Annotated in this window: 13 protein-coding genes and 1 pseudogene; 9 read left to right on the top strand and 5 right to left on the bottom strand. The window is 77.0% G+C overall.

Annotated features, from left to right (window positions below; all coding sequences use genetic code 11):
- Positions 1-12: 12 nt before the first annotated feature.
- Positions 13-867 (bottom strand): SigB/SigF/SigG family RNA polymerase sigma factor, encoded by an 855-nt coding sequence (locus ACH5AR_RS33070; protein WP_396305223.1) that lies wholly within the window; start codon positions 865-867, stop codon positions 13-15.
- A gap of 667 nt (positions 868-1534) precedes the next feature.
- Between ACH5AR_RS33070 and ACH5AR_RS33065 the strand changes: the two genes are divergently transcribed.
- Positions 1535-2551 (top strand): SDR family oxidoreductase, encoded by a 1017-nt coding sequence (locus ACH5AR_RS33065; protein ID WP_396305222.1) that lies wholly within the window; start codon positions 1535-1537, stop codon positions 2549-2551.
- An 82-nt stretch (positions 2552-2633) separates the two neighbouring features.
- Here the strand turns inward: ACH5AR_RS33065 and ACH5AR_RS33060 are convergent, their stop codons facing one another.
- Positions 2634-2891: a CDGSH iron-sulfur domain-containing protein gene (locus ACH5AR_RS33060; RefSeq protein WP_396305221.1), complete on the bottom strand. Its 258-nt coding sequence runs from the start codon at positions 2889-2891 to the stop codon at positions 2634-2636.
- On the bottom strand, positions 2875-3531 hold the full coding sequence (locus tag ACH5AR_RS33055; protein WP_396305220.1) for a HemK2/MTQ2 family protein methyltransferase: 657 nt from the start codon (positions 3529-3531) through the stop codon (positions 2875-2877). Before ACH5AR_RS33055 ends, ACH5AR_RS33060 begins: the two co-directional genes overlap by 17 nt.
- 278 nt (positions 3532-3809) lie before the next feature.
- Here ACH5AR_RS33055 and ACH5AR_RS33050 point away from each other — a divergent pair, with 278 nt between their 5' ends.
- Positions 3810-5918 (top strand): YbdK family carboxylate-amine ligase, encoded by a 2109-nt coding sequence (locus ACH5AR_RS33050; RefSeq protein WP_396305219.1) that lies wholly within the window; start codon positions 3810-3812, stop codon positions 5916-5918.
- 747 nt (positions 5919-6665) lie between these two features.
- Here ACH5AR_RS33050 and ACH5AR_RS33045 read toward each other — a convergent pair.
- A complete protein-coding gene (locus ACH5AR_RS33045; protein WP_396305218.1) occupies positions 6666-8051 on the bottom strand; it encodes a rhodanese-like domain-containing protein in 1386 nt (461 codons plus the stop codon).
- A 300-nt stretch (positions 8052-8351) separates the two neighbouring features.
- Between ACH5AR_RS33045 and ACH5AR_RS33040 the strand changes: the two genes are divergently transcribed.
- The 5 genes from ACH5AR_RS33040 to ACH5AR_RS33020 all read left to right on the top strand — a co-directional run bounded on the left by ACH5AR_RS33040 (position 8352) and on the right by ACH5AR_RS33020 (position 11469).
- Positions 8352-8726, top strand: coding sequence for a rhodanese-like domain-containing protein (locus ACH5AR_RS33040; protein WP_396305217.1), 375 nt, complete (start codon positions 8352-8354; stop codon positions 8724-8726).
- Positions 8723-9472 (top strand): sulfite exporter TauE/SafE family protein, encoded by a 750-nt coding sequence (locus ACH5AR_RS33035; RefSeq protein ID WP_396305216.1) that lies wholly within the window; start codon positions 8723-8725, stop codon positions 9470-9472. The genes ACH5AR_RS33040 and ACH5AR_RS33035 overlap by 4 nt, the downstream gene beginning before the upstream one ends.
- Before the next feature lie 114 nt (positions 9473-9586).
- The gene (locus tag ACH5AR_RS33030) at positions 9587-10153 is read left to right on the top strand and encodes a rhodanese-like domain-containing protein (RefSeq protein ID WP_396305215.1); all 567 of its coding nucleotides are present in this window, start codon (positions 9587-9589) and stop codon (positions 10151-10153) included.
- A gap of 200 nt (positions 10154-10353) precedes the next feature.
- Positions 10354-10692 carry a hypothetical protein gene (locus ACH5AR_RS33025; RefSeq protein ID WP_396305214.1) on the top strand — a complete coding sequence of 113 codons (339 nt, stop codon included), beginning with the start codon at positions 10354-10356 and terminating at the stop codon, positions 10690-10692.
- Between the two features lie 162 nt (positions 10693-10854).
- Complete coding sequence (locus ACH5AR_RS33020; RefSeq protein WP_396305213.1) at positions 10855-11469, top strand: hypothetical protein; 615 nt, start codon at positions 10855-10857, stop codon at positions 11467-11469.
- A 148-nt stretch (positions 11470-11617) separates the two neighbouring features.
- Here ACH5AR_RS33020 and ACH5AR_RS33015 read toward each other — a convergent pair whose 3' ends face one another.
- Complete coding sequence (locus ACH5AR_RS33015) at positions 11618-12025, bottom strand: hypothetical protein (protein WP_396305212.1); 408 nt, start codon at positions 12023-12025, stop codon at positions 11618-11620.
- Positions 12026-12114: 89 nt separating this feature from the next.
- On the opposite strand from ACH5AR_RS33015, the gene sigJ reads away from it, so the two are divergent.
- Positions 12115-13062: an RNA polymerase sigma factor SigJ gene (sigJ, locus tag ACH5AR_RS33010; RefSeq protein WP_396305211.1), complete on the top strand. Its 948-nt coding sequence runs from the start codon at positions 12115-12117 to the stop codon at positions 13060-13062.
- A gap of 36 nt (positions 13063-13098) precedes the next feature.
- Positions 13099-13747, top strand: a pseudogene (locus ACH5AR_RS33005) (IS5 family transposase); the annotation flags it as partial.

The raw sequence follows: 13747 nt of genomic DNA, 5'->3' as shown, positions 1-13747 counted from the left end.
CCGGGGGGAAACTCACCCGGGCTCCGCCGGCTCCTCGGGCTCTCCCGGCCGGTCGGCCTCCGCCGGCCCCTGCGGCCCGTCGCTCCAGCCGGGGGCGTCCCGGTCGTCCAGCTGCTCGCGCAGCCAGGTGAGGGTGGCGCTGAGCAGCCGGGAGACGTGCATCTGGGAGACGCCGATGCGCTCGGCGATCCTGGACTGCGTCCAGCCGTCCCAGAAGCGGAGCTTGAGGACGGTCTGTTCGCGTTCGGGCAGGCGGGCCAGCAGGGGGCGCACCGCGATGCGGAAGTCGGCGAGTTCGATGCCGGGGTCGCAGCCGCCGAGGCGGTCGAGCAGGGCGCTGCCGCTCTCGTCGCTGTCCTCCTCGCGCAGGGCGTCGAGGGAGTTGGGGCGGTAGACGCGGCCGGCCATCAGGCCCTCGGTGGCCTCCTCGACGCTGACGTGCAGGTCCTCGGCGAGCTCCTCCGGGCGCGGCAGGCGGCCGAGTTCCTGCTCCAGGCGGTCGGAGCCGCGGGCGACGGTGAGGTAGAGCTCCTGCATGCTGCGCGGCACCCGCACCGGCCAGGAGGTGTCCCGGAAGAACCGTTTTATCTCGCCGGCGATGGTGGGGATGGCGTAGGTGACGAACTCGACGCCGCGCCGCGGGTCGTAGCCGTCGACGGCCTTGATCAGGCCGATCGTGCCGACCTGGAGGATGTCCTCCATGTCCTCCGCGCGGTAGCGGAAGCGGGCGGCGATGAACCGCACCAGCGGCATGTTGAGCTCGATGATGGTGCCGCGCACGTAGCTGTAGGCGTGGCTCTCCCGGGCCACCCCGGCCAGCCGCGCGAACAGCGCGTCGCTCAGCTCCCGGGCCTCCGCCTTCCCCATCCGGCGCAGTTCGGCGGGTGTCGGTCTCGCCCACAGGTCGGGCGACCGGCCCGGGTCAGGTGAGGGACCGGGGCTCGTTTCCGGGGCGGCACGGCGGCGTGTTTCCACATGCATGGTCACTGGACTTCTCCTGGCGTCGGGGTGCACCCCCTGGGCCCGTCCGCGCGGGAACCCACACGGCGCGGGCTTGTTCCTCGGCCTCGTGCCCGACGTCCGCGGGCGCGGTCCCAGCGGCACCCGTCGGATGCCGGAGCGGCCGGATCGGTCGACAACCGCTGCACCGCCCCTCCTACCCCGAACACGACGCCGAATTCGTGTTTTGTCCGTCTTTCTCCTGTTTTCTCCATATTCCCCCCGGGTAGCCGCCCCGGCACCAGGGGCATGCGACCGCCGAGCGTGCCCCGACCGCGCCCGGGCGGAGGTGCCCCCATGACGATCCCGACGCCCCCCGATCCCGACACCGAGCCGATCCCGCACCCCTACCCCGGCCCCCGACCGGGCGAGGAACCCGATCCGGTTCCGCCGCCCTTCCCGTCACCCGGGCCCTACCCCGACCCCGATCCCGCCCCGCCGCCGGAGCCCCACCCCGGGCAGCAGTGACGGCCCGCCGTCCGCCGGGACGTTTCGGCGGCGCCGGTGCGGCGAGACGCGCGCCATGAGGATCCGCATGCCTTCGAAGCCCCGCACCGTGGTCATCACCGGCGCCAGCGCCGGAATCGGCCGGGCCTGCGTCCGCGCCTTCGCCACCGGCGGCGACCGGCTCGTCCTGGTCGCCCGTGGCGCCGCCGGGCTGGACGCCGCCGCCGCGGAGGCCCGACGCGCCGGCTCGCCGGTGCTCACCGTCCAGGCCGACGTGGCCGACCCCCAGGCCTGCGAGGCCGTCGCCGAGCGCGCCGAGGCCGAGTTCGGGCCGATCGACGTCTGGGTCAACGACGCCTTCGCCTCGGTCTTCGCGCCCTTCACCGAGATCGGCCCGGCCGAGTTCCGCCACGTCACCGAGGTCACCTACCTGGGGTACGTCAACGCCACCCGTGCCGCGCTGCGCCGGATGCTGCCGCGCGACCACGGCACGATCGTGCAGGTCGGCTCCGCGATCGCCTACCGGGGCATCCCGCTGCAGAGCGCCTACAGCGGCGCCAAGCACGCCATCCAGGGCTGGCACGAGGCCCTGCGCTGCGAACTGCTCGCCGAGGGTACGGCCGTCCGAGTGACGATGGTCCAGATGCCGGCCGTCAACACCCCGCAGTTCGACTGGGTGCTCAACCGGCTGCACGGCCGCGCCCGCCCCGTCGCACCCGTGTACCAGCCCGAACTCGCCGCCCGCGCCGTCCGGTTCGCCGCCGACCACCCCGGGCGGCGCGAGTACTGGGTCGGCGGCAGCACCGCCGCCACCCTGATCGCCAACGCGCTCGCACCCGGCCTGCTCGACCGCTACCTCGCCCGCACCGGCATCGACGCCCAGCAGCAGGGGGACGGCGCCCGCCGGGGCGACGAACGGGACAACCTGTGGTCCCCGGCCGACTCCGCGAGGGACCACGGCGCGCACGGCCGCTTCGACGACGAGGCCCGCGGCCGCAGCACCCAGCTCTGGGCCTCCCAGCACCACGGGCTGCTCGCCGCCGGCGCCGCGGCGCTGATCGGCGCCGCGGTCGGCGCGGCGGCCCGCGGGCGGCGGCCGCGGTGAGCGCCGACGAAGAACGCGGGTGAGCCGAGGAAGAACGGGCCGACGAAGAACGCCCGGGAAGCGCTGCGGACCGTCCGTCCGCTCACTCTCCACCAGCCGCACCGGCCGCCGGGCCGGGGCCCCGCTCCCGGGCCCCCGGCGGCCTCCCGTGCCGGCGGTGGCTGGTGTCGCAGAACGGGTACGTGCGGCTGCGCCGGCAGGCGCACAGGGCCACCACCGGGCGGTCGGACCGGCGCCGGGTGCCGTCCGGCAGGTCCACCTCCACCGGGCCCTCGACCAGCAGCGGGCCGCCCGGCACGACGACCACCCGGGTGGCGGAGGGTTCAGCGCCCGCGGACACCGCGCACCACCACCAGTTCCTCCTCGCGCTCGCCCGCCCGGATCAGCCCCAGCCGCTCGAACAGCCGGGCCCGGCCGGTCATGACCGGCCCGAAGGGCTGCCGCCGGCGGGCGGCCACCTCCGTGCGCAGGCCGGCCGCGCGCAGGAGCGCCACCGTGGCCGGCACGTCCGCGAGCGCCGACTGCACGAGCAGCAGCACCCCGCCCTCCGTCAGCACCTGGGGAACCGCCCGGCAGATCCGGTCCAGGACCAGCCGGCCGTCCGGCCCGGCGTCCCAGGCCAGCGCGGCGCCCCGGCCGGGTGCCGACCGGCGGCCGCCGGTCGGCACGTACGGGGGGTTGGCCGTCACCAGGTCGAAGCGTTCACCGGGCAACGGGGCCAGCAGGTCCCCCCGGCGCAGCCGGACCCGGTCGTGGTGCAGCCGGGTGTTGCACCAGGCGGCGGCCACGGCCCTGGCCGAGAGGTCCACCGCGGTGACGCGGGCCCCGCTGCGGGCCGCCGCGATCGCGACGGCCCCCGTTCCGGTGCAGAGGTCGAGCACCCGGCTGGAGCCGTCCAGCGGCTCCCGGCGCACACAGGCGGCGAGCAGTTCGGTGTCGCCCTGGGGCGGGTAGACCCCGGGCGGTCGGATCAGCAGCATGCCGGGCGGGTGCCCGGCATGGCCCGTTTCACACCTTCCCCACCGGCACCGCGCGCCGGGCCCCAGGGTCTGTCCTCGAACTCCCGCCGTCCGCCCAGAGGGCGGGCGGGGCGGCGTCGGGGTGCGGGCAGCGCCACGCGGAGGCGGGGCACATCCCGGCCGGAGGCTGGGGGAACGCCGCCCCGCGGACGGGAGTGCGGAGACCGGCCCTCACGCGTACGGGTGCGCCGGGCCGGCGCCGCGATGCCGACTCCGCCGCGGGGAGGGAGTCTGGTGGGGTGGACGGCAGCGGCGCCCCGGGCGCGCACGGCGCTGGGCGGCCCGCACCGGCTGGTGCGGCGCCCGGCCGGGCGGTGCCGACGGTCGGCGTGGAGGAGGAGTACTTCGTGGTGGACCCGGCGAGCCGGGCGGTGGTGGCCGCCGGCCCGCGGCTGGCCGCCCGCGCCGCGGGCGTGCTGGGGGACCTGGTGTCCGGCGAGTTCACCGACCTCCAGGTCGAGGCGCGCACCCCGCCGTGCGCCACCATGGACGAGCTGTCCGCCGTGCTCTCCCGGTTGCGCCGCGAGCTCGCCGCCTGCGCCGCGCGCGAGGGTCTGGCCGTGTGCCCCAGCGCGACGCCCGTGCTCGGAGGCGGCGACGCGGTGCCGGTGGGCGACCACCCCCGGTACCGCGCCGGGGCGGAGCTGTTCCGGGCCATGGTGGACGACCTCGCCGTGTGCGCCCTGCACGTCCACGTCTGCCTGCCCGACCGCGAGGTGGCCGCCCTGGTCGGCAACCACCTGCGCCCGTGGCTGCCGCTGCTGGTGGAGATGAGCGCCAACTCGCCGTTCCGCTGCGGGCGGGACACCGGGTACGCGAGCTGGCGCTCGGTGCTGCGGCTGCGCTTCCCCTCGCTCGGGCCGCCTCCGTGGGCGGGGTCCTTCGAGGAGTACCGGCGCACCGCCGCCGCGATGGCCCAGGTCGGCGGGAGCTCCTTCGCCGAGCTGCCGTTCTGGGACACCCGCCCGCACCCGCGTCTGCCGACCCTGGAGGTGCGGTGCATGGACGTGCCGGCCGAGGCCCGCGACACGGTGGCCCTGGCGGCCGTCGTGCGCGCGCTGGTGGTGACCTCCGCCCGGCTGGCGGAGCGGGGCGACAAGGGCCCGCGCCTCGGCGGTGAGCTCCTGCGCGGCGCGTACTGGTTCGCGACCCGCGACGGCTGGCCTGGGCGGGGCGCGGACGCCCTGGACGGGGTGGTCCGGCCGGCCCCCGAGCGCGCCCGGAGGCTGGTCGGGCACATCGGCGCCGCGCTGGAGGACGCGGGGGACCTGGGCCTGGTCACCGCCTTCGTCGACCGGCTGGCCGCCCGGGGCAGCGGCGCCCACCGCCAGCGTGCCGTCCACCGGGCCGGCGGCCTGGCCGCGGTCGTGGACGACCTCGCGAGCGCCATGACCGCACCGTCGGCCGCCGCGCCCGCGTCATCCGCACGGCGGACCGCCCGGGGGCGCGACCCGGGCCCGCGTGCCAGCGTGGAGGAAGCCGGACGGGCCTGCGGCCCCCTGCCCGCGGACGCCCGCCAACGCCTGGAGGAGCCGATGGACGACACCCTCGAACAGCACGGACGCCCGCCCGGGCACGGCGGGCAGGTACGCCGCGACGGGTACGCCCGCCTGAACGCCGCCGACCTCGGCATCGACACCGTGGCGCTGGCCGAGGACTTCACCCGGCTCGCCGACGCCTACCGGGACCTGCCGCCGGACCCGTACGCCCGCGGGACGCACCGCTACCGCCGCTACTCGCACGCCGTCCACCTGCCCTGGACCGGCGAGCTGTCCTACATCCCCGGCGCCCCCGACGAGGAGTTCGGCACGGTCACGGAGTACTGGCAGGACGAGCACAACCCCGAGTACCCCCGGGTGCGGCGCCGGCTGCCCGACATCCCGGCCGCCCTGCACGGCAACCGGCTGCTGGACGCCCTCATTCGGGCCGACCTCGACCGCGCCCTGTGGCTGGAGGACCTGCACCGCGTCCCGGTCTACGTCGGCGTCCACCTGATCTCGCTCGGCATCCACGGCCGGCAGCAGCAGGCCGTGTCCTCCCCCAACTGCCTCCACCAGGACGGCGGTTCACCGGCCACCTTCACCTTCGCCCACCTGGTCGGCCGGTGGAACGTCGAGGGCGGCGAGAACGTCATCGCGACCCCGGAGAGCGCCGGCCGCCAGCCCGACACACTGCCCCCGGAGGCGGTCCACGACCGCTTCGTGCTGACCGAGCCGCTGGACGGCTACGGGGTGCACGACCGGCGCGTCAGCCACTACGTCGGGCCGGTCCGCCTCGGCGACGACGGGGACGAGGGGCGCCGCGACATCCTCATCATCGGCATCGCCCCCTACACCCCCGGGCTCTGACGGCCCGGCAGGGCCCCGGCCCGGCGGCACGCGCCCGCCCCGCCCCGCGCCGGCGGGCCGACCGCCTCGCCCCCGGGGCCGTCGCGCGGCCGCCAGGCCCGGGGGCGGGGCCGGGACCACCCACAGGCCTGCGGCCGCGAGCTCGCCGCCGCGCTGCCGCGCGTCGGCCGGCCACACCGTGAAGGCCTCCCGCTCCTCCCGGGCCGCGCCCGCCCCGCTCGACGCGGCGGGTGAAGACCGTCCGTACCGCGCCGTCCTCGGGCTGGCGGGTGACGACCGCACTGTCGACGTCGGGGCCGACCCGTGCCGGGACGGCCGGCCGGCCGTCCCGTGCCCGGCGGGCGCCGCGGTCGGCGGCGGTTCGAACAGCAGCGGCCCGCCCGGCAGCAGGGCCCGGGCGACGGCCCGCCAGGTCGCCCGGCGGGTCGCCGGGTCGAGGCAGGCGTGCACCGGGACGGCGCAGGCGCCGAGCAGGACCCGGGTGACGATGCCGGTGCCCGCGCCGATGTCCATGACGCCCTGGCGGGCACGCCGCCCGGGCTCGGCGTGGCGCCGTTCCGCCCTGCGCCGGTCGCGCTCGCCCTGGAGGAGGTCGTGGAACTCGGCGGAGACCGCGCACCGGCCCTCGGGTGTGTCGCTCAACGCACCTCGAAGTGCCCGGCTGGGTGACGGCACCGTGCACGCCGGGCCGCCCCCGCCCGGCCCGCCCGGCCCCCGAGGGGCGGGCGGGGGCCCCGGCGGCCGGGGTCAGGCCGGGGCGGGGCGGGTGCGGGCGTGCCAGGCGTCGTAGCCGCCGAGGAGGTCGGAGACGTCGGTGCGGCCGTGGTGGCGCAGCAGGCTCGCGGCGACGGAGGAGCGGTGGCCGCCGGCGCAGTGGACGACCAGGGGGCCGTCGGCGGGGATCTCGTGCAGGCGGCCGGGGAGTTCGGCCAGCGCGATGTGCAGCGATCCGTCGATGGCCCCCGCCTCGCGTTCGCCGCTGGTGCGCACGTCCAGGACGGTGGGGGGCTGCTCGCCGGCGAGGGCGGCGCGCAGCCGGTCGGCGGTGAGGCGGCTCGCGGGGGTGAGGTCCTCGGCGAGGGCGGGCAGGGCGGTGCCGGGGTCGCGCAGGTAGCCCACGACGCGGTCGAAGCCGATGCGGGCGAGGCGGGTGACGACCTCGCCCTCGCGGTCCTGCGGAGCGATGACCGCGAGGGGGCGGTCGGGGGTGAGGACGGTGCCGGCCAGTTCGGCGAAGCGGCCGTCGACGGGGACGTTGACGGCGCCGCGGAGGTGTCCGGTGCCGAAGTCCTGGGGGCTGCGGGCGTCGAGGACGACGGCGCCGGCGCTGCGGGCCTCCCGGAACCCGTCGGGGCACAGCGGGCGGGGCGCGTTCGTGGGGTCGAGCAGCGGGCGGTCCTGCCGGTTGAGGGCCGCGTCGTGGCCGAAGTAGGCGGGGGCGGCGGACTGGCCCGCGGTGACGAGGCGGACGAAGGTGTCCTGGTCCATGGGCCGGCAGGCGTAGTTGGTCAGGCGCTGCGTGCCGATGGTGGACCGCTTCTCGCTGGAGAGGTTCTTGCCGCAGGCCGAGCCGGCGCCGTGCGCGGGGAAGACCAGGGTCTCGTCGGGCAGGCCCATCAGCCTGCGGTGCACGCTGTCGTACAGCATCGCGCCGAGCTCCTTGGCGGTGACCCCGGCCGAGGCGAGCAGGTCGGGGCGGCCGACGTCGCCGACGAACAGCGCGTCACCGGTGAGCACTCCGTAGGGAACGGTGTCGTCGGGCTGCTCGAAGACCAGGACGCTGATCGACTCCGGGGTGTGGCCGGGGGTCTCCATGATCTGGAGGACGACGTCGCCCAGTTCGATCCGCTCGCCGTCGCCGAGCTTGCGGATCGGGTACTCGGTCTCGGCCCGCTGCCCGTAGCCGATCCAGGCACCGGTGCGGGCGGCGAGTTCGAGGTGGCCGGCCAGGAAGTCGGCGTGGAAGTGGGTGTTGACGACGCCGACGACGGTCAGGCCGCGTGCCGTGGCGTCGGCGAGGTACTCGTCGACGTCGCGGCGGGGGTCGACGACCACGGCCCGGCCGGTGGTCTCGTCGGCGATCAGGTAGGACGCCTGGGAGAGGCAGTCGAGGTAGTACTGGCTGAAGATCACGGGGAGCCCTCCTGGGCCGCGTCGGGTGCCACAGCGCCGTCGTGGTGCCCCCTCGGCCCGTCGGAGTGTCTGCGGCCGCCTCGGGCCGATACGGGCGGGGGTATGTCCGAACGATTTCGATGATACCCCCGGGGGTACTATGGTGAGACACCGACCGGCCGCCACCGCCGCGCCGGGGACGGGCGAAGCCGAGGACGCACCGGCTGCACCATCGTCCCGGCCTCCGGGCCCGTACGGACGCCCGCGCCGCCCCCGATCCGCCGGACCGCCGCGTCCGGACCGCACCACTGGAGACACCGCATGCCCTTGCTGCCGCACACCCATGCGCAGAACCCGCCGGGGCGGACCACCCCCGCCGAGGCCCACGAGCTCGCCCGCGCCGACGCGACCGTCCTGCTCGGCGCCCGGGAGGCCGGCGAGTCCACCGCCGGCCCCGCCCCCGGGGCGCTGCGCCAGCCGCTGGTCGCACTGGCCGCCGGCGCCCCGCTGCCGCCGGGGGCGGACGGGCGGACGGTGCCGGCCGTCTGCCGCTCCGGCCACCGCTCCCGGCGCGCGGCGGAGCTGCCGGCGCAGCGCGGCGTCGCGGCGCTGGACGTGGCCGGCGGCATGGACGCCTGGGCCCTGGCCGGACTGCCGGTCACCACGCCAGACGGCGGCACCGGGCCGACGGGATGACCGCCCTGCTCCTGGCGCTCGCCGCCGGGGCGGTGGTCGGGCTGGCCCTCGGCGGGCTGGGCGGCGGCGGCAGCATGCTCGCCGTCCCCGCGCTGGTCTACCTGCTGGGCTTCAGCCCGGCGCTGGCCACCACCGCCGCCCTGGTGATCGTCGCCGCGACCTCGCTGACCGGGCTGGTCGCCCATGCCCGGGCGGGGCGGGTCCGCTGGCGCACCGGCGCGCTGTTCGCCGCCGCCGGCCTGCCCGCCGCGACGGCCGCCGGAGCGCTGTCCGCCCGCCTGCCGGGCGCGCTGCTGACCGGCGCCTTCGCGGTGCTGGCGGCGTTCGCGGCCTGGCGGATGCTGAGGCCGTCCGAGCCGCAGGCGCAGAAACGTTCCGCCGCAGGACTCGGCCGCTCCACCGCGACGGGCGCCGGGCTGGGCGCCGTCACCGGACTGCTCGGCGTGGGCGGCGGCTTCCTCGCCGTCCCGGCCCTGGTCTCGGTGCTCGCCTTCACCATGGCCGAGGCCGTCGGCACCAGCCTGCTGGTGATCACCGCCAACTCGCTCGCCGCCCTGCTGCCCCGGCTCGGCGCGACCGGCGCGATCGACTGGGCCGTGGCCGCGCCCTTCACCGGGGCCGCGGTCCTCGGCGCCTGGGACGGCAAGCGGCTCGCCGACAGGCTCGGCGGGCGCGCCCTCCAGCGGGTCTTCGCCGTCGCCCTGCTCGCCGTCGCCGCGCTGATGCTGGCCACCACCCTGAGCTGACCACCGCCCGGCCCCGGTCGCCGCGCGCCCCTTCCGCCCGTCGGCCGGCACACCCCCGCCGTCCGACACCACCCCCTCCCGACACCACCCCCTCCCGAGAGGACCCCGCTCCCCATGACCACGCCACTGACCGTCGAGCAGCTCCAGCCCCGCCTCGGGCAGCTCACCCTCATCGACGTCCGCTCCCCCGGCGAGTACGCCGCGGGCCACATCCCCGGCGCCCTGAACGTCCCGCTCGACCAGCTCGGCCTCGCCCTGCCCGCACTGCGCGAGGCCGCCGGACAGGGCGAGATCGCCGTGGTCTGCGCCGCGGGGCCGCGCGCCGACCAGGCCTGCCGACAGCTGGCCGACGCCGGCATCCCGACCCTGACCCTCACCGGCGGCACCAACGCCTGGGCGGGCGCCGGCCGGCCGCTGGACCGGCCGGCCGGCGCCCGGCGGGTGTGGGCGCTGGACCGCCAGGTCCGCCTGACGGCCGGCGCGCTGGTGCTGGCCGGCATCCTGCTCGACCTCGCCCTGCCGGGCGCCCGCTGGCTCGCCGCTGCCGTCGGCGGCGGGCTGGCCTTCTCCGCGCTGACCAACACCTGCGCGATGGGCTCGGCGCTCGCCAGGCTCCCGTACAACCGGGCCCGCCCGGGCGCGCCGAGCCTGGACGAGACGCTGGCGGCCCTGCGGCGCTGAGCCCGGCACCCGGGCATCCGTCGAGCCCCCCGCCCCCGTCGGGCGGGGAGCCCTCACCGCTCCTCCCGCACCGTTCCTCGCGCACCGGTCCTCCCGGCCGCCTCCCGCAAGCCGTCACCGCCCGGCCCGCCGACGTGCCCGGGCCAAGGATGTGAAATGTCGCCCCTCACATGGGATGCATCGCCACCTGTGGCTCCGCCATGCCGTCCCGCTCCCGCGCCCTACCGACCGGTCTCGCCCTACCGACCGGTCGCGCCCTGCTGGCCGTGCTCGCCGCCCAGGCCCTCGGCGCCGCCCCGGCCCCGGCCCCCACCGGCGCACCGCTCGTCGACGGCGGCGGGTACCTGCTCGGCTCCGCCCTGGGCGGCAGCTGCCTCGGCCCCCGGTACGCCCAGCCCGCTCCCGGCACCCCGGTGGTCGGCGCGCCCTGCGGGATGCTGCTCAGCCAGCGCCGGCGGCTGCGCCGCACCGGCGCCGAGGACCTGTTACGGCCTGTGGGGCACCACCGACACCTGCGTGTGCCACAAGCCGTTCGGTGACGACGAGTCGCGGACGGAGACCTCCGTCCTCGCGATGCCCGCCGCGCCGCTGGTCTCCGGGCCGACCCGCGCACTGCCGCGCAGTCCCAGCACAGCGGCGGCGGCTCCACCCGGTCCACCGGGATCAACGCGGCGAGCCTGGCGATCCTGAAGAACCGCGACGTGATCGCGATCGACCAGGACGCCCTGGCCGGGCCCGCCACGCCGCTCGGCGGCGCGCCGTCCGACACGCACGCGCCGGTCGTCCTCAAGCGGCAGCTCGCCGACGGCGACACCGTCGTGCTGCTGGTCAGCCAGGACCCGTCGGCCGGGCGCACCGTCGACACCAACCTCACCGCGCTCGGCCTCGGCGGCTCCGGCTACCAGGCCAGGGAGCTGTGGACGGGGGCGGCCTCGACGGTCACCGGGCCGCTCAGCGCCGCCCTCCCGCCGCACGGCTCGGCCCTCTTCCGGCTCACCGCGAGGACCGGCAGCGGGCCGTCGGGCATGGTCGACGACGGGAAGTACCACGCGCTGACCAGCGACGGCCTCGCGCTGTCGCTGCCCGGCCCGTGCGGCGCGGGGATCGCCTCGATCACCGGCCTGGAGGCGCCGCGCACCGGTGACCCGGCGCAGCGGTGGACCTTCACCACCCAACCCGGACCACCGTGCGGATCACCGACGACTGCGACCCCGCGGCCCCCCGGCACACCGTGCTGTCCGCCGGGGCCTCCGCCGGGGACAGCGCCTACCTGCTGGACCCGGCGCCCGGCAACCCCTGGCAGGAGTGGAAGCTGACCCAGGTGCGGCCACCGGGGCCGTCACGGTCACCGACGTCGCCACCGGCCTCGTCCTGGACGCCGGCGCCGGCACCGCCGGCACCCCCGTCACCACCCGTCCCGCGGCCGGCGAGAGCTGGACCCAGGGGCCTGGGGCACTCCCCGAGTCACTCCCCTGGGCCGGCCGGCCGCCGGACCAGCACGGCCGTGCTCAGGCCGAAGACCACCACGCCCAGCGGGACGTGGACCGCCGGGACGTGTGCGACGCCCAGGACGACCTGCGCCGAGGCCAGCACCAGGAAGCCGGTGGCGTACCGGACGGGGCGGGCCGAGCCGCCGCCGGGCCGCCAGGCCAGGACGGCGGCGAGCAGGTAGAGCATCGAGGAGCCGTACATCACCCGCGCGCCGACGCTGTGCAGCGCCTCGCCGTAGGAGGTGGAGAGCAGCAGGCCGGCGGTGACCGCCTGGAAGAGGACGGCCACGGTCTGGAGCAGGACGCAGACCCTCAGCAGCGTGCGGGTGCGTGCCGCGGCCCCGGTGCGCCCGGTCGTGCCTGCCGTCGTCCCGATCGCCATGGTGGACTCCTCTTCTGCCGCGCGGCGGTTGGTCGGTAGTGTCCCGGTGATCCGACGACACAGGTCGGCCGAGTGTGAGGCGGGGGCCCATGACGGACGAGCGGACCCGGGGAGCGGCCCCGGCCGCGGCGGACCCCGGCGGGGTGGTCGGCGAGCGGCGGCAGCTGGTCAACCTCGCCTACCGGCTGCTCGGTTCGCTGGCCGAGGCCGAGGACGCGGTGCAGGAGGCGTACGCCCGCTGGTACGCGCTGTCCGGGCAGCAGCGGGCGGCCGTCGTCTCGCCGGGCGCCTGGCTGTCCACGGTGGCCGGCCGGATCTGCCTGGACCTGCTCGGGTCGGCGCGGGTGCGCCGGGAGCGCTACGTGGGCGCGTGGCTGCCCGAGCCGGTGCCGGACCGGGCGGAGTGGGCCGGCCGGGGCGGGCCGGAGGATCCGGCGGACCTCGTCACCCTGGACGAGTCGGTGGACATGGCCCTGCTCGTCGTCCTGGAGGCGATGACCCCGGCCGAGCGGGTGGCGTTCGTGCTGCACGACGTCTTCCGCTACCCGTTCCCCGAGATCGCCGGGATCGTCGGCCGGACCCCGGCGGCCTGCCGCCAGCTGGCCGCCTCCGCCCGCCGCCGGGTCAGGGCCGCCGGCGCCCCGGCGGTGCCGGCGGGCGCGCGGGCCGGGCTGGTGCGGGACTTCCGGAAGGCCTGGCAGGCCCGGGACGTCGCGGCGCTGGTGGGCCTGCTCGCCCCCGGCGCCACGATGACCGCCGACGGCGGCGGGCAGGCCGGGGCCGCCCTGCTCCCGGTGGTGGGCGGCGAGCGGATCGCCCGGTACCTGGTCCACTTCGCCGAGCGGGCGCCCGGGCTCGCCCTGCTGGAGCGGAGCGTCAACGGCAGGCCCGGCCTGGTCGCCCGGCTCGGCGAGCGCACCGCGACGGTGGCGGCCTTCGAGCCGGCGGCCGGCCCGGTCGTCCGGATCGGCCGAATCTGGGCGGTCCGCAACCCGGACAAGCTGCAGCCGTGGAGCGCCCTGTGCCCGGCCGACTAGGAGTCGTCTTCAAAGCTGATCAAGTGATGGGCGATCATGTTGGTCATGGTGCGTCGTCATGAGTTGTCGGATGCCGAGTGGGCTGTGCTGTCGCGGTTCCTGCCCGCTTCGGGGGTGGCCGGTCGTCCGCGTTCGGACGACCGGCTGGTGCTGAACGGGATCGTGTGGAAGCTGCGGACCGGTACGTCCTGGCGGGACGTTCCGGAACGCTACGGCCCCTGGCAGACCCTCTACACGCGTTTTCGCAGGTGGGCGCTGGACGGCACGTTCTCCCGGATGCTCCGCTCGATCCAGGCCGAGAAGGACGCGGCCGGGGACATCGACTGGCTGGTCTCCGTCGACTCCACGGTCGTGCGGGCCCACCAGCACGCCACCGGCGGCAAAAGGGGGCCCTCGACCGGGACGAAGCGGGTGATCACGCCCTCGGCCGGTCCCGTGGCGGACTGAGCACCAAGCTCCACCTGGCCTGCGACGGCCGCGGCCGCCCTCTCGGCTTCTTCCTGACCGGCGGCAACACCAACGACTGCACCCGCCTCGAAGCCGTCCTGGAGGCGATCAGCGTTCCCAGGGTCGGGCCGGGGCGCCCGCGCACCCGGCCCGACCACGTCATCGCCGACAAGGGCTACAGCTCCCGCAAGATCCGCACCTACCTGCGACGACGCGGCATCCCGCACACCATCCCCGA

The sequence above is a fragment of the Kitasatospora sp. NPDC018619 genome, assembly GCF_044391605.1.
Taxonomy (GTDB): domain Bacteria; phylum Actinomycetota; class Actinomycetes; order Streptomycetales; family Streptomycetaceae; genus Kitasatospora.
The sequence above is the reverse complement of the archived record's forward strand: the minus strand, read 5'-3'. Positions and strand labels throughout refer to the sequence as shown.

Bases quoted from the DNA above. Each gene is read 5' to 3' on its own strand.
- ACH5AR_RS33025 (WP_396305214.1), top strand. From the start codon at position 10,354: ATGCCGTCCCGCTCCCGCGCCCTACCGACCGGTCTCGCCCTACCGACC.
- ACH5AR_RS33065 (WP_396305222.1), top strand. From the start codon at position 1,535: ATGCCTTCGAAGCCCCGCACCGTGGTCATCACCGGCGCCAGCGCCGGA.
- ACH5AR_RS33035 (WP_396305216.1), top strand. From the start codon at position 8,723: ATGACCGCCCTGCTCCTGGCGCTCGCCGCCGGGGCGGTGGTCGGGCTG.
- ACH5AR_RS33070 (WP_396305223.1), bottom strand. From the start codon at position 867: ATGGGGAAGGCGGAGGCCCGGGAGCTGAGCGACGCGCTGTTCGCGCGG.
- ACH5AR_RS33030 (WP_396305215.1), top strand. From the start codon at position 9,587: ATGACCACGCCACTGACCGTCGAGCAGCTCCAGCCCCGCCTCGGGCAG.
- ACH5AR_RS33015 (WP_396305212.1), bottom strand. From the start codon at position 12,025: ATGGCGATCGGGACGACGGCAGGCACGACCGGGCGCACCGGGGCCGCG.
- ACH5AR_RS33040 (WP_396305217.1), top strand. From the start codon at position 8,352: ATGCCCTTGCTGCCGCACACCCATGCGCAGAACCCGCCGGGGCGGACC.
- ACH5AR_RS33055 (WP_396305220.1), bottom strand. From the start codon at position 3,531: ATGCTGCTGATCCGACCGCCCGGGGTCTACCCGCCCCAGGGCGACACC.
- sigJ (WP_396305211.1), top strand. From the start codon at position 12,115: ATGACGGACGAGCGGACCCGGGGAGCGGCCCCGGCCGCGGCGGACCCC.